General features: G+C 38.8%; 15 protein-coding genes and 1 tRNA gene. 4 read left to right on the top strand and 12 right to left on the bottom strand.

The window, feature by feature from the left end; genetic code table 11:
- Nucleotides 1-158 precede the first annotated feature (158 nt).
- The 8 genes from ACOH2D_RS14105 to ACOH2D_RS14070 all read right to left on the bottom strand — a co-directional run bounded on the left by ACOH2D_RS14105 (nucleotide 159) and on the right by ACOH2D_RS14070 (nucleotide 12,088).
- Nucleotides 159-1,955: a cytochrome c oxidase subunit I gene (locus tag ACOH2D_RS14105; protein ID WP_449535604.1), complete on the bottom strand. Its 1,797-nt coding sequence runs from the start codon at nucleotides 1,953-1,955 to the stop codon at nucleotides 159-161.
- Nucleotides 1,956-1,990: 35 nt separating this feature from the next.
- The gene (locus ACOH2D_RS14100; RefSeq protein ID WP_449535603.1) at nucleotides 1,991-3,061 is read right to left on the bottom strand and encodes a cytochrome c oxidase subunit II; all 1,071 of its coding nucleotides are present in this window, start codon (nucleotides 3,059-3,061) and stop codon (nucleotides 1,991-1,993) included.
- Between the two features lie 28 nt (nucleotides 3,062-3,089).
- Nucleotides 3,090-4,475 (bottom strand): quinol:cytochrome C oxidoreductase, encoded by a 1,386-nt coding sequence (locus tag ACOH2D_RS14095; RefSeq protein ID WP_449535602.1) that lies wholly within the window; start codon nucleotides 4,473-4,475, stop codon nucleotides 3,090-3,092.
- A gap of 8 nt (nucleotides 4,476-4,483) precedes the next feature.
- On the bottom strand, nucleotides 4,484-5,059 hold the full coding sequence (locus tag ACOH2D_RS14090; protein WP_449535601.1) for a c-type cytochrome: 576 nt from the start codon (nucleotides 5,057-5,059) through the stop codon (nucleotides 4,484-4,486).
- A gap of 5 nt (nucleotides 5,060-5,064) precedes the next feature.
- Nucleotides 5,065-5,598 (bottom strand): DUF3341 domain-containing protein, encoded by a 534-nt coding sequence (locus tag ACOH2D_RS14085; protein ID WP_449535600.1) that lies wholly within the window; start codon nucleotides 5,596-5,598, stop codon nucleotides 5,065-5,067.
- Nucleotides 5,599-5,602: 4 nt separating this feature from the next.
- Nucleotides 5,603-7,351, bottom strand: a complete 1,749-nt coding sequence (locus ACOH2D_RS14080; protein ID WP_449535599.1) for a helix-hairpin-helix domain-containing protein — start codon at nucleotides 7,349-7,351, stop codon at nucleotides 5,603-5,605.
- 31 nt (nucleotides 7,352-7,382) lie between these two features.
- Entirely contained in the window at nucleotides 7,383-10,643 is a 3,261-nt protein-coding gene (locus ACOH2D_RS14075; RefSeq protein ID WP_348036190.1) for a TAT-variant-translocated molybdopterin oxidoreductase, read from the bottom strand.
- 152 nt (nucleotides 10,644-10,795) lie between these two features.
- On the bottom strand, nucleotides 10,796-12,088 hold the full coding sequence (locus tag ACOH2D_RS14070; protein ID WP_348036203.1) for a c-type cytochrome: 1,293 nt from the start codon (nucleotides 12,086-12,088) through the stop codon (nucleotides 10,796-10,798).
- Nucleotides 12,089-12,384: 296 nt separating this feature from the next.
- Between ACOH2D_RS14070 and ACOH2D_RS14065 the strand changes: the two genes are divergently transcribed.
- Nucleotides 12,385-12,777: an SPOR domain-containing protein gene (locus tag ACOH2D_RS14065; RefSeq protein ID WP_449535598.1), complete on the top strand. Its 393-nt coding sequence runs from the start codon at nucleotides 12,385-12,387 to the stop codon at nucleotides 12,775-12,777.
- 828 nt (nucleotides 12,778-13,605) lie between these two features.
- Here ACOH2D_RS14065 and infB read toward each other — a convergent pair.
- The 3 genes from infB to rimP are packed head-to-tail and all read right to left on the bottom strand — an operon-like array spanning nucleotide 13,606 to nucleotide 18,228.
- Complete coding sequence (infB, locus tag ACOH2D_RS14060; protein WP_449535597.1) at nucleotides 13,606-16,485, bottom strand: translation initiation factor IF-2; 2,880 nt, start codon at nucleotides 16,483-16,485, stop codon at nucleotides 13,606-13,608.
- A gap of 30 nt (nucleotides 16,486-16,515) precedes the next feature.
- Nucleotides 16,516-17,748 carry a transcription termination factor NusA gene (nusA, locus tag ACOH2D_RS14055; protein ID WP_348036195.1) on the bottom strand — a complete coding sequence of 411 codons (1,233 nt, stop codon included), beginning with the start codon at nucleotides 17,746-17,748 and terminating at the stop codon, nucleotides 16,516-16,518.
- 12 nt (nucleotides 17,749-17,760) lie between these two features.
- The gene (gene rimP, locus ACOH2D_RS14050) at nucleotides 17,761-18,228 is read right to left on the bottom strand and encodes a ribosome assembly cofactor RimP (protein WP_348036196.1); all 468 of its coding nucleotides are present in this window, start codon (nucleotides 18,226-18,228) and stop codon (nucleotides 17,761-17,763) included.
- 154 nt (nucleotides 18,229-18,382) lie between these two features.
- Between rimP and ACOH2D_RS14045 the strand changes: the two genes are divergently transcribed.
- A complete protein-coding gene (locus tag ACOH2D_RS14045; protein ID WP_348036197.1) occupies nucleotides 18,383-19,207 on the top strand; it encodes a universal stress protein in 825 nt (274 codons plus the stop codon).
- Nucleotides 19,208-19,422: 215 nt separating this feature from the next.
- Here ACOH2D_RS14045 and ACOH2D_RS14040 read toward each other — a convergent pair.
- Nucleotides 19,423-19,495 (bottom strand) — tRNA-Gln (locus tag ACOH2D_RS14040).
- 224 nt (nucleotides 19,496-19,719) lie between these two features.
- Here ACOH2D_RS14040 and ACOH2D_RS14035 point away from each other — a divergent pair.
- Nucleotides 19,720-23,034, top strand: a complete 3,315-nt coding sequence (locus tag ACOH2D_RS14035) for a glycosyltransferase family 117 protein (RefSeq protein WP_449535596.1) — start codon at nucleotides 19,720-19,722, stop codon at nucleotides 23,032-23,034.
- A gap of 6 nt (nucleotides 23,035-23,040) precedes the next feature.
- A partial coding sequence (locus tag ACOH2D_RS14030; RefSeq protein ID WP_449535595.1) for a polysaccharide deacetylase family protein occupies nucleotides 23,041-23,361 on the top strand: 321 nt, incomplete at its 3' end.

Here is a 23,361-nt window from a genome sequence, read left to right as displayed (position 1 = left end):
ACGGAGGTGGGAAGCTCGTTTTAAAAAGTTAAGAGTAATCAATAAATTATTATCAATTAATCAAAAGCAAATATAATGAAAAAGACCCTTAGAATGATTGTATCAGTCTAAAGGTCTTTTTGTGTTTTTATGAGATCCCTTTCTTCAAAGGGATTATTTTAATGCTGATGCTCTTCCTCACCTTCCTTTAATGGAACGTTTTGTGGAACGAAGTCATCGTCATGCCCTGGTTTACTGTAGTCATAAGACCAACGGTACACGTGAGGAATTTCACCTGGCCAGTTGCCATGAATATGTTCTACTGGGGTTGTCCACTCCAAAGTATTTGCTCTCCATGGATTTTGAGTCGCTTTTTTACCGTAGAACATACTAACGAAGAAATTATATAAATACACTAATTGTATCGCTCCGCCAATCAAGGCAAATATCGTAATCACAATATTGACATCTGTTAAATCGTCGAATAATGGGAATGCTGAGTTGGTATAATAACGACGTGGTAAGCCAGCCATTCCAATAAAGTGCATTGGGAAGAAGACACCATAAGCAGCGATCGCAGTAATCCAGAAGTGAATATACCCTAAGTTCTTATTCATCATTCTACCAAACATTTTTGGATACCAATGGTAAATTCCGGCAAACATCCCGTAAATCGCTGAGATTCCCATTACCAAGTGGAAGTGAGCAATAACGAAATAGGTATCGTGAACGTTAATATCTAAAGCACTATCTCCAACAATAATCCCTGTTAAGCCACCAGTAATGAATGTAGATACAAAACCAATGGAGAACAACATCGCGGGATTCATTTGTATATTTCCTTTCCAAATGGTTGTAATCCAGTTAAAGGCTTTTACTGCAGAAGGTATAGCAATTAATAATGTGGTAAAGGTAAATACCGATCCTAGGAATGGATTCATACCTGAAACGAACATGTGATGCCCCCAAACAATTGTCGATAAAAACGCAATCGCCAAAATAGATGCGACCATCGCTCGATACCCAAAAATAGGTTTACGTGCATTTGTTGCCATTACTTCGGATACCAATCCCATGGCAGGAAGGATCACGATATAAACTTCAGGGTGTCCTAAGAACCAAAATAAGTGTTCAAAAAGTACAGGAGAACCTCCTTGGTAATGTAATACTTCACCTTGTATAAAAATATCAGATAAGAAGAAGGACGTACCAAAACTTCTATCCATGATCAATAATAAAGCGGCTGCCAATAATACTGGGAAAGCTACGACGCCAATGATTGCCGTTACGAAGAATGCCCAAATAGTTAATGGTAATCTGGTCATTGACATCCCTTTGGTACGCATGTTTATAACCGTAACAATATAGTTTAAGGATCCTAATAATGACTGTGCAATAAACAAGGCCATGGATATCAACCAAAGGGTCATTCCCCATCCTGATCCTGGTTGTGCCATTGGCAAGGCACTCAATGGAGGATAGATCGTCCATCCTGCTGCGGCCGGACCAGCTTCAAGAAACAGTGATGCCATCATGATGATACACGACACAAAGAATATCCAATAAGATAACATATTGATGAATCCTGAGGCCATATCTCGCGCCCCAATTTGATAAGGAATCAAAAGGTTACTAAAGGTTCCACTCAAACCAGCAGTTAACACGAAGAAAACCATGATGGTTCCATGAATGGTAACCAAAGCTAAATAAATATCAGCATCCATGACACCACCTGGTGCCCATTTACCCAATAACGCTTCAAAAAGAATATTTGGCTCTTCTGGCCATGCGATTTGAATACGGAACATTAGTGACATCATGACACCAACAATTCCCATCAGCGTTCCTGTAATCAAATATTGCTTAGCGATCATTTTATGATCTTGACTAAAAATATACTTGGTTATAAAGGTTTCTTTGTGATGATGTCCGTGACCGTCGTCATGTGAGTGAATATCTACTGCGTGTGTTGACATAATCTATAAATACTTTTTTAAAACGATTTTTATTACTATTTCAATGATTGTTTGAAGGTTTTTTGCTCTTTAATCCAAGCATCAAACTCTTCCTGAGTTTCTACAATAATATTCATTTGCATGTTGTAATGAGATTTACCGCAAATTTTATTACATAGGAGAAGATAATTAAAATCATACGGCTCCAGAGCTTCTTCACCCTTAGCCATTAAATCTTTACTTTTCTCAGCACGAATACTATTAATATTACGAACCTTGTCAATCATGTCTGGGTTTTCGCGCATTTCCTTGGTCGTTACCGTTGGGGTAAAAGCGAATTTGGTAATCATTCCAGGGACACAGTTCATTTGTGCTCTAAAATGCGGCATATAGGCCGAGTGTAATACATCTTGCGAACGAATTTCGAAAACTACAGGTTGACCTACTGGCAAGTGCAATTCCTTTACGATAATATCGTCATTGGCGTTTGGATCGGCTTCATCGATTCCTAAAACGTTGGCTCTATCGATATCAATCAACCTCACATTCGCTAAACCTAAAACATTATCAGGTCCTGCGTAACGTGCGGTCCAATTGAACTGTTGCGCGTATAATTCCACCACCATAGGGTCAGCATCTTCATCAATATTCATAATTGATGTCCATGTGAATAATCCGTAGATAATTAATCCAGACAAGGTAATCACAGGGATGATCGTCCAAATGGCTTCTAACGTATTGTTATCAGCATAGTATAAGGCTTTTTTCCCTTTTTCGCCGCGATACTTAAATGCGAACCAATGCAATAAGAATTGCGTAATGATTTGCACTGTAAAAATAAGAATCATGGAGATTGCCATCAAATTATCAACTTCAGCACCATGTTCTGACGCAGCATTTGACATTAATGGTAAGTCTCCCCAATACACAAAACAGATAATTGTAATGATATAAATGAACGCCAAAAACCATAGCATTAATTGACCATTAATCTTGTTATCGTAATCTGTTGCTATTCCACCATTTGAAGTGTCAGTACTCAATTGTGCCAGATCAAATATTTTGACCAGTTGCCAAATAGCTACAGCTACAAAAAGTACTATGATAATTGTAAATAAAGCAGTCATTGTCGTTTATCTTCTTTATATGTTATTATTAATAATGGAAATTTTCGCTCTCTTTGATAAATGGATTGTGCTTTGGAGTTAATGGTGCTTTGGTCAAAGACGTAAACACAACTAACAAGAATAAGCCTAAAAAGAACAAAACAGATGCAATTTCAGGAATTCCAATAAACCATCTATCCCCTACAGTTCCTGGCATAATCATAACAAAAACGTCAACATAATGCCCAACTAACACAAGGACTCCAGCCATCATTACAAACCAAGGCACACGCTTGTAATCGCTATTCATCAAAATCAAGAATGGAAACACAAAGTTAAGTACCAACATTCCAAAGAATGGTAATTTATAATCTTCTATTCGCGTTACAAAGTAAGTTACTTCCTCTGGAATATTAGCATACCAAATAAGCATGAATTGAGAGAACCATAGGTAAGCCCAGAAAATACTGAATCCGAACATATACTTCGCCAAATCATGAATATGACTATCATTGACCATCGGTAAAAGTCCTTTTGATTTCAGATAGATGGCTACCATGGCGATTACAGTAACCGCACTAACAATCATACCTGCCAAAATATACCATCCAAACAACGTACTGAACCAATGTGGATCAACACTCATGATCCAGTCCCATGACATTACAGATTCTGAATAGATATAAAACACCAAGAATCCAGCGGCAATTCTAAAAGACTTTACAAAGTATTTGTTATCGCCAGGTTCAGCCGTATCTTGAGCAAGAGAGAATTTACGTGCAAAATGTCTATAGGTACACCAACCTGCAATAAAGATGGCTGCTCTGATCAAAAAGGCAGTAATATTCAAATACCCTGATTTGTTTTGGATAATTTTATCGCCAGCAACTACATCGTCGTTCATCCAAATGAATATTTCATTATTAGTTCCGATATAATGTGAGCCTACAGCAATGGCGACAACAATAATGGCACCCGGCAATAAATAAGCCGAGATTCCTTCCATCACACGCATTAATAATGGGGACCAACCGGCCTGTGCGGCAATATGGATCGCATAAAAAACTAACGCTCCAAGAGCGATCATCATAAAGAAAAAGGCAGCTACATATAATGCAGACCAAGGCCTTTTTGCCAATTGTGCTTGCACATGTTCTGCATGCGCATCTGGAGATACCTGTTCTAATTCAATAGCCACGACAGCATCAGGATTATAGTTCCCGCCTGCTATTAATTGATCATGAGCCGCTGCATGCGCATCACCCGCTATTGCATGAGCATCTGCCGCTGCATCATGAGCGTGCTCTTCGGCCAACATCGTTTTTATTTCGTCTAAAGATTTATGAGATGTCATAAAACCATAAGCCACTCCTAAAACACCCAGAACAATAAGGATGATGGAAAATGTCTTTAATCTATTTGAAATTGTGTACATATCTTTATTTAATCTTTAACAGTCTGACTTCCTCCTAATTCTGATTTCAAGTGCATCACGTAATCCACAACTTGCCAACGCTCTTCTTCGTTTAATTGGTTAGCATAAGATCCCATGACGTTTTTACCATAATGAATGGTATGATAAACACTACCTTGAGTTAGAGCCCTTCCTTGATCATCAAAGGCAGGTACTCCTAATATCTTTTCACGTTTTACTAAAGTTCCTTGGCCATCTCCTTTTTTACCATGGCAAATCCCACAATAAATATCATACAGTTGACCTCCTCTTGGTGAATCAATTTGAGTTGAATCCAACGGACTCACTAAAGTTGCTTTTGCTAAGTCATAGCCTTCAAGAGAACCATCAATATCAAAAGGCTTGTGTCCTCGTGCTACTGAACCCTTAGCAGGTAATTTAGCTTCCATGCCATTAGGTAAAAAATCAGCTTCTCCATAAGCTTCATACCCTATTGGCTCATACATGTCTGGAAAAAATTGATAATTAGGTCTGGTTTTCTTTTGGCAAGATGCAAAAGAGATCAAAACAACCATCAATACTACTAATTTAAATAAGCTTTTCATGTGTACTAGTGTGCTTTATCAATTAAGGTAATTTCTACCGCTCCCGTATTTCTCAATATATCAAACTGTTCATCAACATTAGCGCCGGCGCTAATCTCCATTAAGAAATGATCGTCAGTTGTTCTTACATCTGGATTCTCTGCTTTTTTGAATGGCCACATTTTACTACGCAAGTAAAACGTAATTACCATTAAATGCGCCGCAAAAAACACGGTCAACTCAAACATAATTGGCACAAATGCCGGCATGTTTTCGATATAACTAAAACTTGGTTTACCACCAATGTTTTGAGGCCAATCTTCAATCATGATATAGTTCATCATGACAATAGAAACTACTAATCCTGTAAGGCCATACAAAAAAGACGTGATTGCAAGTCTTGTTGGTGCCAGTCCCATCGCTTTATCCAATCCGTGAACTGGAAAAGGCGTGTATATCTCCTCAATGTGATATCGTTCTGCGCGTACCTTTTTAACGGCAGCCATCAAGACATCATCATCAGTATAAAAAGCGTGAATAACTTTTGAAGAATCTTCCATGCTATTATTTATTGTTAATTAATGTTTTAGCTTGTCCAGCCCAATCGTCACGCTCAGCCCTTCCAGGGAATGATGCTGTAATTTCGTCTAACAAGTCATACTCTCTATTCGTCATATGGCTTACTTGCAAGAAAGAAAAGATACCAATACCATTCAGTACTTCTTCCATTTTCGGACCGATGCCGTTAATTTGCTGTAAGTCATCTTTAGTTTGTGTCAAAGGATCAAAAATTCCAACACTATCCATCAATTTGGAAATTGATTCTGGGTCATGTGCCTTTGCCGTTGACTGCTCTTCAACTACTGGAAATCCTTCATGAGCAATCACTTTGTGTGTGCGTGGATCTGTACCTGTACCTACTAAGCTACCACCAGATTCTCTAATGCGTTTGTAACGTTCTCCAGAAGATTTCATAATCGTTTTGATCTCTGCTTGTGCAATCACTGGGAATGTACGTGCATATAATAAGAACAATACGAAGAAGAATCCAATGGTACCGATGAAAATTCCGATGTCCACAAATGTTGGTTGAAACATCGTCCATGATGATGGTAAGTAATCTCTATGTAACGACGTCGCGATAATAACGAAACGTTCAAACCACATCCCAACGTTTACCACAATGGAAATAAAGAACGAGAACATAATACTTGTACGTAATTTTTTGAACCACATAAATTGTGGCGAGAACACGTTACAAGTCATCATTAAGAGATAAGCCCACCAGTAAGGTCCCGTTGCTCTGTTCAAGAAGGCGTATTGTTCATACTCCACTCCCGAATACCATGCAATAAATAACTCAGTGATATAAGCTACACCCACGATAGAACCCGTAATCATAATAACGATGTTCATCAATTCAATATGCTGAACCGTAATATAGTCTTCAAGACTTACCACTTTTCTCATAATGATCAACAGCGTGTTTACCATCGCAAAACCGGAAAAAACAGCACCAGCAACAAAGTATGGTGGGAAAATCGTGGTATGCCATCCTGGAACTATCGACGTCGCGAAGTCAAAAGATACAATGGTATGTACTGAAAGTACAAGTGGTGTTGCCAAACCTGCAAGAACCAAAGATACTTCTTCAAAACGTTGCCAGTCTTTCGCTCTACCAGACCATCCAAAACTCAATAGTGAGTAAATTTTCTTTTGGAAAGGTTTTACTGCTCTATCACGAATCATCGCAAAGTCAGGAAGTAAACCTGTCCACCAGAACACCAAGGATACTGATAAATAGGTTGAAATCGCAAATACGTCCCAAAGTAATGGTGAGTTAAAGTTGACCCATAAGGATCCAAATTGGTTTGGAATTGGTAATACCCAATAGCCTAACCATGGACGACCCATGTGAATCAAAGGGAACAATCCTGCTTGAACGACCGCAAAAATAGTCATCGCTTCCGCAGAACGGTTAATGGCCATACGCCACTTTTGACGGAACAATAATAATACTGCCGAAATCAGTGTACCTGCGTGACCAATACCTACCCACCAAACGAAGTTAGTAATGTCCCAGGCCCAACCAATGGTTTTATTAAGGCCCCAAACACCGATCCCTGTTGAAATGGTATATATGATACATCCAACCCCCCAAAGAAAGGCTGCTAATGAGATGGAAAATACTATCCACCAAGATTTATTGGCTTTTCCTTCGACAGGTTTAGCGATATCCACGGAAACGTCGTGGTATGATTTTTCACCTAGTACTAAAGGTCTTCTAATAGGTGCTTCGTAATGAGACGCCATAATGCTTTTAGAATTATATCTTAATTAATAATTATGCTTCGGTTGTATTTCTCACGATCGTGTGATACTGGACATTTGGTTGTGTTCCAATATACTCTAATGCGTGATACATACGTTTATCTTCTTTAAGTTTCGCAACTTTACTTTCTTTATCGTTGATGTCTCCAAACACCATTGCTCCTGTACCACAAGCTGCAGAACATGCCGTTTGGAATTCACCGTCTTTGATTTCACGACCGTCTCGCTTAGCATCAAGAATCGTTTTTTGTGTCATTTGAATACACAACGAACATTTCTCCATAACACCTCTTGAACGTACTACAACATCTGGATTCAGAACCATACGGCCTAAATCATCATTCATGATGTAATCAAATTCATCATTTTTGTTGTAACGGAACCAGTTGAAACGACGCACTTTATAAGGACAGTTGTTGGCACAGTAACGTGTACCTACACAACGGTTATAAGCCATATGATTTTGCCCTTGACGACCATGTGAAGTTGCCGCAACAGGACAAACAGTTTCACAAGGCGCATGATTACAATGCTGACACATCATCGGCATGAAGGCTACCTGAGGATTCTCAGCAGCAACCTCCATTTCGTGCAAAGTATTTTTGATACCTGAATCACCTAACAACCCATTGGCTGCTTCTTTTCTTTCGATATCACCAATAAAGGTATCTTCAGAGGAGTAGTATCTATCAATACGCAACCAGTGCATATCTCTACTACGTCTCATTTCAGATTTACCAACTACTGGTACGTTGTTTTCAGCATGACATGCAATCACACAAGCACCACATCCTGTACACGCATTCAAATCAATTGATAGATTAAAATGATGCCCGATTGATCTGTCAAAATCATCCCATAAATTCACTTCCGTAGAAGGTGTTTCGACATGGTTTAAAGAGACTTGTGGAAGGTTATTCCAATGCTTTTTATCTTTTGTATTGAAAATTTCAAGCGTAGTTTCCTTAATGATATCCCCACGTCCCATTAATGTGTTATGCAACTGAACACAAGCAAATTCATGTTCACCTGCTACTACTTTAATTGAAACGTCTGTTTGGCTACGATTGAAATCTTTATAGAATTGGTAAGCATTCTTACCTGTTTGCATTTCTTCTTTAAGTCCTTTCGAACGACCGAAGCCCAGCGCCAGGCCTATTGAACCGATAGCTTGACCTGGTTGGATAATTGCAGGAAGAGTTAAGGTTTGACCATTTACAGTCAATTCCACCAAACTACCATTTAATCCACCGTTGGCCACGTGCCAATTCTTTATGTTTAAATTTTTGGCATCAGCACTAGAAACCGTCACATAGTTGTCCCATGTCGCTCTGGTAATTGGATCTGGAAACTCTTGCAACCATGGGTTATTGGCCTGTTGACCATCTCCCATTCCAATTTTAGTATAGAGTTGTAACTCCATGCCTTTAGCTAACCCAGCAGAAGCTAAGGCTCTTGCAGCCGCACCGCCTGAAACGGAAGCTACCGCAGCAACATTTGAAGCTGAGCTTGAAGAGGTCGTAGTAGAAGTCGTGACAAATTCATCTTGATCTTCATTCTTAACCCCAACTCCAACAGCAACATCATGGATAATGCCACCAACAAAAGTTCTATCTTTTTTATCTTTTAATTCTGTAGGACTCGTCGATTTTGAAGAAGGACCTGAACCCAAAACACTTGTAAAACCAGTAGTTACAAAAACACCATCATGTAATGCTTGATTAAATGAAGCGGTTCCTAGAACACCTGTCGACCAGTTCTCCTTGATAAAATCGTAATAAGAAACATCACTGCCTGTCCATTTCAACAAGGCATCTTGAAATTGACGCGTGTCAAATAATGGACGGATTGTTGGTTGAATTAAACCAAAATGTCCTTTTTTAAGTTCCACATCTCCCCAAGACTCCAAATAGTGAGGTACAGCGGCAATATATTCAACTTGCGAAGCAGTCTCATCCACTTTTAATGAAAAAGCGATAGATACTTCGGTCTTTTTTAATCCTTCTGCAAAGTCGTTTGCATTTGGTAAGGTGTACAACGGATTTACACCGTTCATGATGACTGCGCCAACTTTACCAGCATTCATATCTGATATTAAAGCCATCACTTCTTTATCACTACCTTGTCTTATTTTAATTGGAGTTGCAGCATCAAACGCTTTACTTCCTAATGCAGCATTAATTTCCAATGCCACTGTTTGGGCATTAACATCATTGATACCTGTTATCAAAACCCCATTACTTCCAGCTTTCTTTAACTCTGAAGCTACTTTTTGAATGGCTTCATCGATATGTGCAGGTAAATCTGTTGTAACAGCTTGACCAGTCACATAACTATATAATTTAGCTAAAGCCTGTTTTTGTTGTGAAGGGGTTGCAGGAATACGCTTATCGGCATTGGCACCTGATAATGACATAACCGATTCAATCTGGATATGTCTTGACATTTTGCCATTGGTAGGAATTCGACCTACAGCATAACCTGACTCATAACCACCACCTTGCCAATCTCCAAGAAAATCAGCACCCACAGATACGATCACTGCTGCTTTAGCAAAATCATAATTTGCCATGGCGCGTTCTCCGTATTTAGCTTGATAAGCATCTAATGCCGAAGACTCAGAAACAGCATCGTAAACCACGTGGCGTACGTTGCCATATTTTTCTTTAAACACAGCAATTAACTTGCTCGTTGATGGACTGGCAAAAGTTTGTGTCAATAACACAATGTCTTTTCCACCATTCATCACTTCAGTTAATTTCTGATTGGTTTCAGAATCAAAGGTTTCCCATGAAATATCTTGACCTCCTCTTTGAGGGCCTTTGACTCTCAAATTATCGTATAACCCTAAAATGGAAGCATGCACTCGGGCATTGACACCACCTTGAGAAGCGGCCAAATTATTGTTGTCGATTTTAATTGGACGTCCTTCGCGAGTTTTTACTAAAACACTTGCGAAATCAAAACCATCAGCAATTGTTGTAGCATAATAATTAGCCACGCCAGGTATGATTTCCTCTGGCTGTACAACGTAAGGAATCGATTTAATAACCGGTCCTTCACAAGCTGCTAAAGATGCCGCTGCTGTACTGAAGCCAACATATTTTAAGAAATCACGACGTGTTGTTGAAGACGATTCCAAACTGGATTTGTTACCCAAAAATTCATCCGTCGGAATTTCTTCAACAAATTCATTTTGTGTAAGCGCCTTAACAATAGAGCTGTCTGTATTCAGCTCCTCAACACTTTTCCAGTATTTCTTGTTTGATGACATATTCTTTAATAGTTATTAGTTGATCGTTATTCGTTTTTATTAAAAACTATAACTGTATCTTAAAATTTATTGTTTTAAACCCCTATTGAAATAGGACTTCCCTTTCCTTATCTACCAAAAGGCAGGCACGGAAATCACTAAAAAGATTTTTTTTAGTAATGACATTTACCACACTCTAAACCTCCCATTTGTGCAACGGTAAGTTTCTCAACGCCATACTTTTTGGATAACTGTTCGTGAATTTTAGTGTAATATTCGTTGTTTTCCACTTTCACATCCGTTTCTCTATGGCAATTGATACACCATCCCATCGTCAACGGTGCGTGTTGCGATACAATTTCCATAGTCTCAACAGGACCATGGCATGTTTGGCATTCAATACCTCCAACGGTAACGTGTTGTGAGTGGTTAAAATATGCGAAGTCAGGAAGATTATGGATACGGATCCATTTGACCGGTTGCGGCTCTCCTGTATATTTTTGCTCAGCAGGATTCCAGCCCGTTGCAGCGTATAATTTTTCGATTTCAGCATTGTAATCAACGCCGTACTGCCTTCCTTCAGCTAAAGTTTCTTCTGACACTTCGCCAATTGATTTATGACAGTTCATACAAACGTTTAATGATGGAATTCCAGAAGTCTTACTTACACGAGCAGAAGAGTGACAATATTTACAATCAATACCGTTATCTCCAGCATGTATTCTATGAGAATAGTGGATAGGTTGAACAGGTTCGTAACCTTGATCAACACCTATTTGCATGAAATAGCCATAAACAAAATACCCACTGGCCAATAATAATAAAACGGCTGTAACCAAAACCAAGAATTGATTTTGAATAAAGGCTCTCCAGATAGAAACACCTTTTCCTTCATCGACCTGAACCCCTTTAGCTTCAGCAAAACGATTTAGAGTACGTCGCACTAAAATCAATGCCATGGCCAACAAGCCAAATAAAACGGCTAAAGCACCAAGAATTAATTCATTTGAAGTTCCGCCAGCAGCTGGGGCAGCGCCATTACCTGTCACACCAACGGCGGCAGCAGGCGGGGCAGCTTTTTCTTCAGCCGTGTACGCCAAAATATCACTGATATCGTCATCCGACAATTGCGGGAACGGCGTCATTGGCATTTGATTGTACTCGTTGTAGATCTTGTTAGCGTAAGCATCACCAGACTTGATCAAACCCGCACTATTATGGATCCAAGCTGTTATCCACTTTCTATCAAGACCTTGTTCTGCTAAAACTTTTTCAATGTTACGAAGCGCAGGGCCCGTCATTGGTCCGTCTAGTTTATGACATGCGGCACAATTAGCATTATATAATGCTTTTCCTTTGGCAGGATCACCTTCTTGAGCGTGAAGCGATGTTGTAAACGTAAGTAAAATAAAAAATCCTAATTTCAGTATATTAGAAGTCAAATTACGGTAAATCACCTGTTTCATATTATTAGTTGAGTTAGCTTCCAAACTTTGGTATGCTTTTTTCATTGAAAAGAAAAAAATACAGTTATAAAATCTCTGCCAAAAGTAATACTTAAAGTCGATTTTAGAAATGTTACAGAACTGTTAATTGGTAATTTATAAACGTTCTAAATAATACAATAGGGCTTATAGAGTTTAATAATTTCCTATGCGCACATTACAATATATTTTTAATATTTTTGCACAACCTTAAATGAATTGGAAACAAATCATTTAGGATTATAAAATCAGATCATTCACTTTTAATTTAATATTCCATGATAAAACCCCTTATAAAATTATCTTTTTTAGCTGTTCTGTTTTTTTCGACTTCACTTACCTTACATGCACAACAAGGCGTCGTTTCAATTGACCAAGACAAGGAAATTGATCAGTTATTGGAGTACAAAAAGGATTTACGCACAGTAAATGCCTTTATCATTCAAATTTTTTCCAATTCAGGCACTACTGCACGTAGTGAAGCCCAATCGACCAGAAGTAAAGCGACAGCCTTATTCCCGAACTGGAGCAGCTCCCTTGAATATGAGCAACCAAATTATAAGATTTGGGTAGGTAACTTTAGAACGCGATTAGAGGCTGATCGAGCATTAATGGAAGTAAAGAAAACTTACGCGCACGCCTTTATCCTGAGTCCAAGAAACAACAAATAAAAACAATTATTAAGACTAGATGTAAAACAAAGACTTCCATCAATGGCAGTTTGGAATAAAAGAATTCAGAGGTTTAATCTAAATCTTACCACCGCTTTATGGTCTATCTTAGACAAAATTACCGCTCATTAGAATAAAAACTCTCCGAGCCTAAAACACCAAAACATTTCAGAAATAAACACTTTATAACAAAAAAATGCGACGGGTTAGGTCGCATTTTATTTATAAATAAATTGAATATTATTTCAATTTATTTTTCACTTCAATTTCGTGGAAAGCTTCAATAACGTCATTTTCTTAAATAGCGCGATAATTCATAATCTGCTTCACAAAGTCATATCCTTTAGAAACCTCTCTGCCATCCTCTTCAAATCGTTTCAACGACGTTCGTTCTCCTGTATAACCAACGACACCTTCTTTAATCAATCGATGCTTGAATTTATTAATATTTTACCAAAAACAACAAAACAGTTGACCATTTAAAAACAAAAAAATGCGACGGGTTAGGTCGCATTTTCTTTATAGACAAATTGAATATTATTTCTTTTTTACTTCAACTTCGTGGAAAGCTTCAATACCGTCATTTTCTTAAATAGCGCGATAATTCTCAATCTGCATCCCAAAGCTATAGAATTTAAGAACTTCACTGGCATCACCTTTAAATCGTTTCAACGATGCTAATTTACGTGAATAAACTACCACACTTTCCCTAATCAATCAAATGCTTATGTTTCTGAATATTTTACAACAAATCAGAAAACAGTTGACCATTTAAAAACAAAAAATGCGACGGGTTAGGTCGCATTTTCTTTATAGATAAAATGAATATTATTTCAATTTCTTTTTCACTTCAACTTCGTGGAAAGCTTCAATAACGTCATTTTCCTGAATATCGTTATAATTCTTAATTTGCATACCACAGTCATAACCTTTAGAAACTTCTCTGGCATCATCTTTAAATCGTTTCAACGACGCTAATTCACCTGTATAAATTACCACACCTTCTCTAATCAATCGGATGCTTGAGTTTCTGAATATTTTACCAGAAGTTACCATACAACCTGCAATCGTTCCAATTTTAGAAACTTTAAAGATCTCTCTAATTTCAGCAGTACCCGTAATTTCCTCTTTAAGTTCAGGAGACAACATGCCTTCCATCGCGTCCTTAAGATCGTTGATGGCGTCATAGATGATCGAGTACATTCTGATATCGATTTCTTCCTTATCAGCAATTTGACGTGCGTTACCCATTGGTCTAACGTTAAATCCGATAATAATCGCATCCGACGCTGTAGCCAACAAGACATCACTTTCAGTAATGGCACCAACACCTTTATGGATGATGTTCACTTGAATTTCTTCAGTAGAAAGTTTTTGGAACGAATCCGTCAAGGCTTCCACTGATCCATCCACGTCACCTTTAAGGATGATGTTCAACTCTTGGAAATCTCCAAGGGCGATACGACGACCAATTTCATCAAGTGTAATATGACGTTGTGTTCTAACTGATTGCTCACGCTGTAATTGAGTACGTTTAGCAGCAATTTGTCTGGCCTCACGCTCATCAGCAAAAACAGTAAACTTGTCTCCAGCCTGTGGCGCGCCATCCAGTCCTAATATAGATACTGGCGTTGATGGACCTGCCGACTTAACCTCTTTTCCACGTTCATCATGCATGGCTCTTACCTTACCACTGTTTTTTCCAGCTAGTACATAATCGCCTACTTTCAAGGTTCCGGCTTGCACCAAAATAGTTGATACATAACCTCTACCTTTATCCAAGAAAGCTTCCACTACAGTTCCTTCAGCACGCTTGTTAGGGTTTGCTTTAAGTTCCAGCAATTCTGCTTCAAGACTTACTTTTTCTAATAATTCCTTAACACCTTGACCGGTTTTGGCTGAGATATCTTGGGATTGAACTTTTCCACCCCAATCTTCAACCAACAAGTTCATTTGTGCTAAAGCTTCTTTTACTTTTTCAGGATTAGCACTTGGTTTATCTATTTTATTGATCGCAAAAATAATAGGTACTCCTGCCGCTTGAGCGTGGGAAATAGCCTCTTTGGTTTGCGGCATGATGGAGTCATCTGCAGCAATAACAATAATTACTAAATCCGTGATTTGCGCACCACGGGCACGCATTGCCGTAAAGGCCTCGTGACCTGGTGTATCCAAGAATGCCATTCTCTGTCCAGTTTCTAACTGTACAGCATAGGCACCAATATGTTGTGTGATACCTCCAGACTCTCCAGCAATTACATTCTCTTGACGGATATAATCCAAAAGCGATGTTTTACCGTGGTCAACGTGACCCATCACCGTAACGATTGGCGCACGTGGTTTTAAATCTTCTGGCTCATCTGCAACAACTTCAATACTATCTTCAAGATCCGCACTTACGAATTCAACTTCATAACCAAACTCATCCGCTACGACCGATAAAGTCTCAGCATCCAAACGTTGGTTCATCGTTACCATCATTCCTAAGGACATACAGGCTGAAATGATTTGCGTTACAGGAACGTCCATCATCGTGGCTACTTCGCTTGCCGTAACAAACTCAGTAACTTTCAATACTTTGCTTTCCGCTTCTTGCTGCTCAATATCCTTTTCAGTCTGTTGGCGGTGTTGATCTCTCTTGTCTCTTCTATATTTGGCTCCTTTCCCTCTATTAGACTTCCCTTGAAGTTTTTCTAAAGTTTCACGAACTTGTTTTTGCACGTCTGCTTCGCTTGGCTCTTCTTTTACAGTACTCGCTCTAACGCCTCCAGGTTTCCCTTTGTAGTTAGGACTTGTACCTCTATTAGCACCAAAAGGTGGTTTTGCAGCACCAGGAGCACCAGGAGCAGCAGGTCCTTTGCTGATACGACGACGTTTTTTCTTGTTGGCGTCAGCAGCAGCACCGGCAGCCGTAGCTGGCTTTCTCTCCTCTTTTTTCTTCTTAGGCTTGTTGAATTGCGAAAGATCTATCTTTTCTCCAGCAATTTTAGGACCCGTTAATTTTTGATATTGGGTTACGATTTGCTCGTCATCAACACCAGTAGTTTCAAGCGTATCTGTTTTTTCAACTTTTTCAGCTTTCTTAACTTTTTCGATCTGCTCAACCTTCTCAACCTTTTCAATTATTTCAGCTGGCTTGGTTTCCTTCGTAGCTTTTTCGACTTTTTTCGGCTCTTCCTTAACTTCTTCCTTAGCCTCTGTTTTAACTTCAGCCTTAGCCTCAGTTTTGACTTCTACTTTAACTTCAGGAACTTCTGGCTTAGGGGTCTCTTTTACTTCAGGGGCAACTACTTCAGCAGGCGCAGGTTGTTTTGGCTCTTCAACTGGCTTCTCTACTTTAGGAGTTTCCGATTTTTTAGGATCCAAATCAATTTTGCCGACTTGTTTTGGTCCGGTTAATGCTCCTCTAGCTCTAATGACTTGTTTGCTAGCCTCTTCCTTCCTCAGTTTTTCTTCAATCTCACGCTCACGTTGTTCGCGTAATTCTTCCTTTTCTTTCAACTTCGCCTCACCAACCTCTTGAGAGGCTTGTTTTTTACTGGCATCCGTCTGAAATTCATTGGATAGAATCGCATGAACATCATCTGATATTTTCGTATTAGGACTCTTTTCCACAGTCACGCCCTTCGATTCCAGAAAATCGACAGCACGGTCAATAGAAATATTGAGTTCTCTTAATACTTTATTTAATCTAATTGTATCAGCCATAAATTGCTTCTAATATAACTTAAATATGTGTTATTCTTCAAATTCTTCCTTAAGAATCCTGATAACATCTAAAATGGTTTCTTCTTCTAAATCGGTTCTTTTAACCAAATCTTGAACATCTTGTTCTAAGATACTTTTCGCAGTATCTAATCCCGCTTTGCTAAACTCTGCAATAACCCAGCCTTCGATTTCATCTGAGAATTCTGATAATTCCACATCCTCTTCGGCACCTTCTCTAAACACATCAATCTCATAGCCTGTCAATTGCCCGGCTAATCGGATGTTATGACCACCTCTACCAATAGCCTTACTTACTTCTTCTGGTTTAAGAAGCACCTCAGCACGTTTGGTTTCTTCATTAAGTTTCACAGAGGTTACTCTTGCTGGACTCAATGCACGCGTGATGAACAATTGGATGTTACTGGTGTAATTGATCACGTCAATGTTTTCATTACCCAATTCTCTTACAATACCATGTATTCTAGAACCTTTCATTCCAACACAAGCACCCACAGGATCAATTCTATCATCGTATGAATCCACCGCTACTTTCGCTTTTTCACCAGGCATTCGTACTACTTTCTTAATGGTAATCAAGCCGTCAAACACCTCAGGAATTTCCTGTTCGAATAATTTTTCTAAAAACACATCAGCTGTTCTCGACATGATGATGGTTGGCTTATTACCCTTAAGTTCAACACTTTCGATAATTCCTTTTACGTTTTCACCTTTACGGAAGAAATCGGAAGGGATTTGTTTTTCTTTAGGAAGAATGATTTCGTTACCCTCGTCATCTAATAAAATGATGGCTCTGTGACGAATATGATGTACTTCGGCAGTATAAATCTCGCCTACCAAGTCTTTAAATTGCTTGTAAATATTGGTATTGTCGTGCTCGTGAATTTTTGAGATCAAATTTTGACGCAATGCCAAAATTGAACGTCTTCCCAAATCGATAAGCTTTACAGCTTCCGCAACATCTTCACCAACTTCAAAATCAGGTTCAATTTTACGAGCCGCAGATAATTCAATTTCTTGATTTGGCTCTTCTACTTCACCATCAGCAACCACAACTCTATTTCTCCAAATCTCTAAATCGCCTTTGTCAGGATTTATAATGATATCAAAGTTGTCATCATCACCGTACTTTTTCTTTAGTGCATTTCTTAAGACATCCTCTAAAATCGCCATTAACGTTACACGATCTATTAATTTATCGTCTTTAAATTCTGAAAAAGAATCAATTAACGCTATATTTTCCATAACTACCTCGAATTAAAATTTTATTATCACTTTAGCTTCTAAAATATCTTCATACTTGATTTTAGCCTGCTTTTTCACCACAACTTTACCTTTACCAACTGGCTTAGGCTCTTTTGTTTCCCATTCCAAAGCCACTTCAGCATCATCAACTTCTATCAAAACTCCTTCAACTTTTACATCAGGTTTTGCTTTGACCTGTAAGGTGCGTCCAATATTTTTCTTGTATTGTCTCTTGTTCACTAATGGTGAAGTTGCTCCCGCAGAAGCCACATCTATAGAAAAATCATCGACTTCTCTATCCAAATTATTCTCAATGGCGCGACTCATAAACATGCAATCTTCAACAGTGACGCCATTATCGCCGTCAATAACAACACTAATTTTATTGTCAGGATGTAAGGTTAAATCGATTAAAAAAAGATCTGGTCTTTCTTCCAGTCCGTTTGCTATCAAAGTCTTAACAGTGGTCTCGCTTAGCATTTTATTAGTATAAAAAGAGGGGACTCCCTTGTCCCCTCATGTTTTCTTTTATCATTCCGCGGTGCAAATATACAATTTAATTATTGATTTATCCAAAGCATCTAAAGTCGATTTTTATTATTAGATTTAACTTTAACAAACAATTTACACTTCTATGAAAAAAATACTTGTCCCCACAGACTTCTCAGAACAAGCTGAAAACGCCTTAAAAGTAGCCGTCCAATTAGCAAAAAAATTCGATTCTGAAATTTATTTACTGCACATGTTAGAGCTCCCGATGCAAGATTTCGAGGTCATGAACACCCCGAGCGTTTTACCCGAAGCCATGTTTTTTATGAAATTGGCTCAACAACGATTCGAAACCATGCTCGCCCAAGACTACCTTAAAGACGTTAAAGTCCATGATATTGTAAAAAACTATCCATCCTTTAGTGGCATTATTGACACTTGTCATGAACATGGCGTTGACCTCATTGTCATGGGATCCTATGGCGCTACCGGATTTAAGGAAATGTTCGTAGGCTCCAATGCAGAAAAAGTGGTGCGCACTTCAGATATTCCTGTTTTGGTTATCAAAAGCAACCATGCCGAATTTTCTATCGACCGCTTTGTCTTTGCTTCAGATTTCAAAAAAGACAATAAGGATACCTACAGACAAGCTATAGAATTTGCCAAAGCATTTGGCGCTAAGATGTTTTTATTGATGGTCAACACCGCCAATAACTTTATTTCAACCTCAGAAGCCAACAAACGCATCCATGAGTTTATTAAAGATTACGACTTTAAGGAGTACTCCATCCATATCTATAATGATGAAACCGTCGAAATTGGCGTTTTAAATTTCGCCAAAGAAATTGACGCCGATTTAATTGGGATCAGCACCCATGGTCGACAAGGGATTGCCCATTTTTTCAATGGCAGCATTGGAGAGGATGTGGTTAATCATGCCAAACGTCCTGTGATTACGTTTAAGATTTGAATTAGACTACTAGACCACTTCGCTTTTAGATTCAAGAATTAAGACGAAGTATCCAAAAACAAAAATCCCGACTATTTTCATAATCGGGATTTCAATTCTTGTTGGCCTACTAGGGCTTACTTCGGCTACGCTCAGCATAAAATTCTCGCCCTAGCAGGCATAGACTATTAAAACAAAAATCCCGACTATTTTCATAATCGGGATTTCAATTCTTGTTGGCCTACTAGGGCTCGAACCTAGACTCTTCTGGACCAAAACCAGACGTGTTGCCAGTTACACCATAGGCCAATCTCTAATTGAGGATGCAAATTTACTACAAACTTCTATTTTTGCAAACATTTTGCGAAGAAAAACATGAAATAAAAATTTATTTCTTTTTTATTTCTCTTTTTACCTGATAATGAGGGCTAAATAGATTCGAATCTTTTTTGAAATCCTTAACGTTTACTTAAAAATTTCCCTGCCTTATATAATTATTGCTAAATTCGCCACACTAATTCAACAATAAGTCTATGAATCATTTCAACTTCAAGAAATGGAATACCATTTTAGGTTGGTTTGCCTTTGCAATTGCATTCACCGTTTACGCACTCACGATTGAACCCACTGTTAGTTTCTGGGATGCAGGAGAATACATACTGACCTCGGCCAAACTTCAAGTAGGACATCCACCAGGAGCACCATTATTTCAAATGCTTGGTGCCTTCTTCTCCATGTTTGCCTTAGAACCTACGCAAATTGGCGCGATGTTGAACATGATGAGCGGCGCCGCAAGTGCCTTCACTATTTTATTCATGTTTTGGACCATTACGTTGCTCCTTAAAAAGCTCGTTAAATCCGAAGAAGAATTTACCGATTCTAAAAAAATAGCCATCCTTGGCAGCGGACTTGTAGGAAGTTTAGCATTTACCTTTACAGATTCCTTTTGGTTTAACGCTGTTGAAACTGAGGTTTACGCAATGGCTACCTTAATCATGGCGGTCATGTTTTGGTTGGCTTTACGCTGGGAACAGGATATGGATACCGCACGCGGTAACCGTTGGTTAATTTTAATTGCCTTTGTGATTGGACTATCATTTGGCGTCCACTTTATGGGACTATTGACCATTCCTGCAATGGGCTTGATTTACTTCTTTAAGAATTATAAAACGGTAACCGTTACTAATTTTATCGTGGCGAACGTCATCTCTGCCGCCATCTTATTGTTTATTTTTAAATTGTTACTTCCAAATGCGCTAAAAATATTTAGTGCTTCAGAGATATTCTTCGTGAATAGTCTTGGCATGCCATTTAACTCTGGAACGATCATCGCCTTTATCATCGTGGTCGCTGCTTTCTATTTCGGATTAAAATACACGCGCGATCATCAAAAACACATGGCAAACACTTTGGTGCTTTGCTTAATGTTCATTTTTATTGGATTTTCTTGTTGGCTCATGCTTCCTATCAGAGCGAATGCCAATGTTGTGATCAACGAAAACGATCCTTCTGACGCACGCGAACTTTTAGCTTATTACAATCTGGAACAATATCCTGAGACGCACTTGTTTTATGGTCCATTGTTCACAGAACAATATACAGGTCTTGACGAAAACCAACCTTATGTGGATGACAAACCTAACTATGAAAAGGATGTTGAAGCAGGAAAATACGTGATTGTCAACGACTATAAGAACGCAAAACAAAACTTTAATTCAGAGCAAGCGGCCATTCTACCGAGAATGTGGAGCAGTGACAATGCGGAGAATTATATGATGTTTACTGGTTTGTTAGATTTCAAAGTCAAGCGAGAATATCAATCGGAACCGCAAGTCACGGACATGGTCGCTAGTTTTAGAGCCAGCGTAAGAGAAGGCCAAGTGGATTATAGTGATTATAACAAATTTCTAAAACAATTTGGTCAATACCTAGATATTGAAAAACCGTCGCTCCTCCAAAACATTGGTTATATGGTTGAATACCAATTTGGCTATATGTACTGGCGTTATTTTATGTGGAATTTTGTCGGACGTCAAAATGACATTCAAGGAAAATATGACGACTTAAATGGGAATTGGATCAGCGGTATCAACCCTATTGACTCTTGGCATCTTAATATGTCTCAAGACAATTTGCCAAGTGATGTTTTAAACAACAAAGCACGAAACACCTATTACTTCCTGCCTCTTATTTTAGGATTGATTGGCTTCCTGTTTTTGATTGCAAGGGATAAAAAAATGTTCTGGACCTTATTGGTGTTTTTCCTGATGACCGGATTAGCAATTCAGTTCTACACGAACGTGCGTCCATTTGAACCACGAGAGCGTGATTATTCCGTAGTCGGTTCATTTTACGTGTTTGCCATTTGGATCGGTTTTGGTGTATATGCCATCTTTGATGCCCTTCGAAAATACACGGCTTCAAAATTCCTTCCGCATGCCGTTACTTTGGCCTGTTTGGTTTTAGTCCCTGGAATATTGGCGGCGGAAAACTGGGACGATCATGACCGTTCGGGCAGAAAAACAGCACATGCCATGGCTATTAAATACCTGGAATCCTGTGCGCCCAATGCCATTCTTTTTACTATTGGCGACAACGACACGTTTCCTTTGTGGTATGCCCAAGAAATTGAAGGCATCCGACGCGATGTAAGAGTCGTCAACACAAGTCTTTTCCAAACAGACTGGTATATTGACCAAATGAAACGTAAAGCCTATGACAGTGACCCTATTCCGTCGCAATTGACGCATGCACAATACCGCTACGGTACCCGTGATTATATTGTTGAAAAAGAAATTACCAAAGACACTTTGAGTATTAAGGATTTTATGGATTTTGTCAGTAGTGATAATCCACGAACAAAACTCAAATATGCTTTACAACAAGAAGGCAGAGACATTAGCAGTTATCCTTCCAATATGTTGAACTCAAACTATTATCCTACAAAATTCGTACGGATTCCGGTCGATAAAGCTTCAGTTTTAAAACATGGGATCGTCAAAGAAAAAGATGCCGATAAAATCGTGGACGACATTGTCATTCAAATCAAAGGTAGCGCCTTATATAAAAACCGCTTGCTGATGCTAGATATTATTGCCAACAACAATTGGGAGCGTCCTATCTATTTTACAGGAGGAAGCTTTGGAGATGATGATTATATCTGGATGAAAGATTACCTGCAATTGGATGGCCTAGTTTATAAATTGGTGCCGCTCAGAACTGCAGTAGACAAAGCAAATCCTTTTGACATGGGCCGTGTGGATAGTGAATTAATGTACAACAAAGTAATGTCATGGGACTGGGGCAATAGTGGTAATCCTCACATTTATCACGATGTCGAAACTCGTAAAAACGGGATTACCTACCGCGGAAACTTGGCGCGTTTAATGGAACAGTTGATCAATGAGGACCAACCCGAAAAGGCTGAGAAAATTGCCGATTTGGCCATGGAGAAAATGCCGGTTGATTATTTTGGCTACTACACGTTGTTGGAACCTTATATTAGCGGCTACTACGAATTGGGCAGTATAGAGAAAGCCAGAAAGCTCTACAAAGAGGTCACCAAGAAATACCAAGAGAACCTAACGTATTATAGCGGACTCCCTGTAGAAACACAAACGCGTTATTTGGATGAAATTGTAACAGACATTGAACGCTACAGAAGCTTAGTAGATATTGTTGTGGTTTATAACGATAAGGATTTTGCGATGGAAGAAACCGAAAAGTTCAACAACTACTTACAATTGTTCAAGCATTTTATGGGCGATGGACCACGACGTGAAGCACCGCAGCGTGACGAACGTGATATGGTAAAGGATTCCATTGATAAACTCATTCAATTTGACTAACTTTTTGTGAACTTTATTCCTGTAAAAACACCTCAACTGATCAAAGGCATATTCCCAAAATACGTTTGGAATATGCCTGATGATCAAAAAGTGATTTACTTAACTTTTGATGACGGTCCAACGCCAGAGATCACCCACTGGACCTTAGACCTATTAAAATCCTACCACGCTAAAGCGACGTTTTTCTGTATTGGCAACAACATTCAAAAACATCCTCAAATTTTTAAGGATATTCTTAAAGACGGTCATGCAGTCGGCAACCACACCTTTCATCACCTGAAAGGCTGGAAAACTGATACTGATGTTTATATAGAAGACGTTTTAAAA

The sequence above is a fragment of the Gelidibacter sp. genome (genome assembly GCF_053579655.1).
The sequence above is the reverse complement of the archived record's forward strand: the minus strand, read 5'-3'. Positions and strand labels throughout refer to the sequence as shown.

Coding starts and splice junctions, on each gene's coding strand:
- ACOH2D_RS14065 (WP_449535598.1), top strand. CDS start 12,385: ATGATAAAACCCCTTATAAAATTATCTTTTTTAGCTGTTCTGTTTTTT.
- rimP (WP_348036196.1), bottom strand. CDS start 18,228: ATGCTAAGCGAGACCACTGTTAAGACTTTGATAGCAAACGGACTGGAA.
- ACOH2D_RS14075 (WP_348036190.1), bottom strand. CDS start 10,643: ATGTCATCAAACAAGAAATACTGGAAAAGTGTTGAGGAGCTGAATACA.
- ACOH2D_RS14080 (WP_449535599.1), bottom strand. CDS start 7,351: ATGGCGTCTCATTACGAAGCACCTATTAGAAGACCTTTAGTACTAGGT.
- infB (WP_449535597.1), bottom strand. CDS start 16,485: ATGGCTGATACAATTAGATTAAATAAAGTATTAAGAGAACTCAATATT.
- ACOH2D_RS14045 (WP_348036197.1), top strand. CDS start 18,383: ATGAAAAAAATACTTGTCCCCACAGACTTCTCAGAACAAGCTGAAAAC.
- ACOH2D_RS14085 (WP_449535600.1), bottom strand. CDS start 5,598: ATGGAAGATTCTTCAAAAGTTATTCACGCTTTTTATACTGATGATGAT.
- nusA (WP_348036195.1), bottom strand. CDS start 17,748: ATGGAAAATATAGCGTTAATTGATTCTTTTTCAGAATTTAAAGACGAT.
- ACOH2D_RS14035 (WP_449535596.1), top strand. CDS start 19,720: ATGAATCATTTCAACTTCAAGAAATGGAATACCATTTTAGGTTGGTTT.
- ACOH2D_RS14090 (WP_449535601.1), bottom strand. CDS start 5,059: ATGAAAAGCTTATTTAAATTAGTAGTATTGATGGTTGTTTTGATCTCT.
- ACOH2D_RS14070 (WP_348036203.1), bottom strand. CDS start 12,088: ATGAAACAGGTGATTTACCGTAATTTGACTTCTAATATACTGAAATTA.
- ACOH2D_RS14105 (WP_449535604.1), bottom strand. CDS start 1,955: ATGTCAACACACGCAGTAGATATTCACTCACATGACGACGGTCACGGA.
- ACOH2D_RS14100 (WP_449535603.1), bottom strand. CDS start 3,061: ATGACTGCTTTATTTACAATTATCATAGTACTTTTTGTAGCTGTAGCT.
- ACOH2D_RS14095 (WP_449535602.1), bottom strand. CDS start 4,475: ATGTACACAATTTCAAATAGATTAAAGACATTTTCCATCATCCTTATT.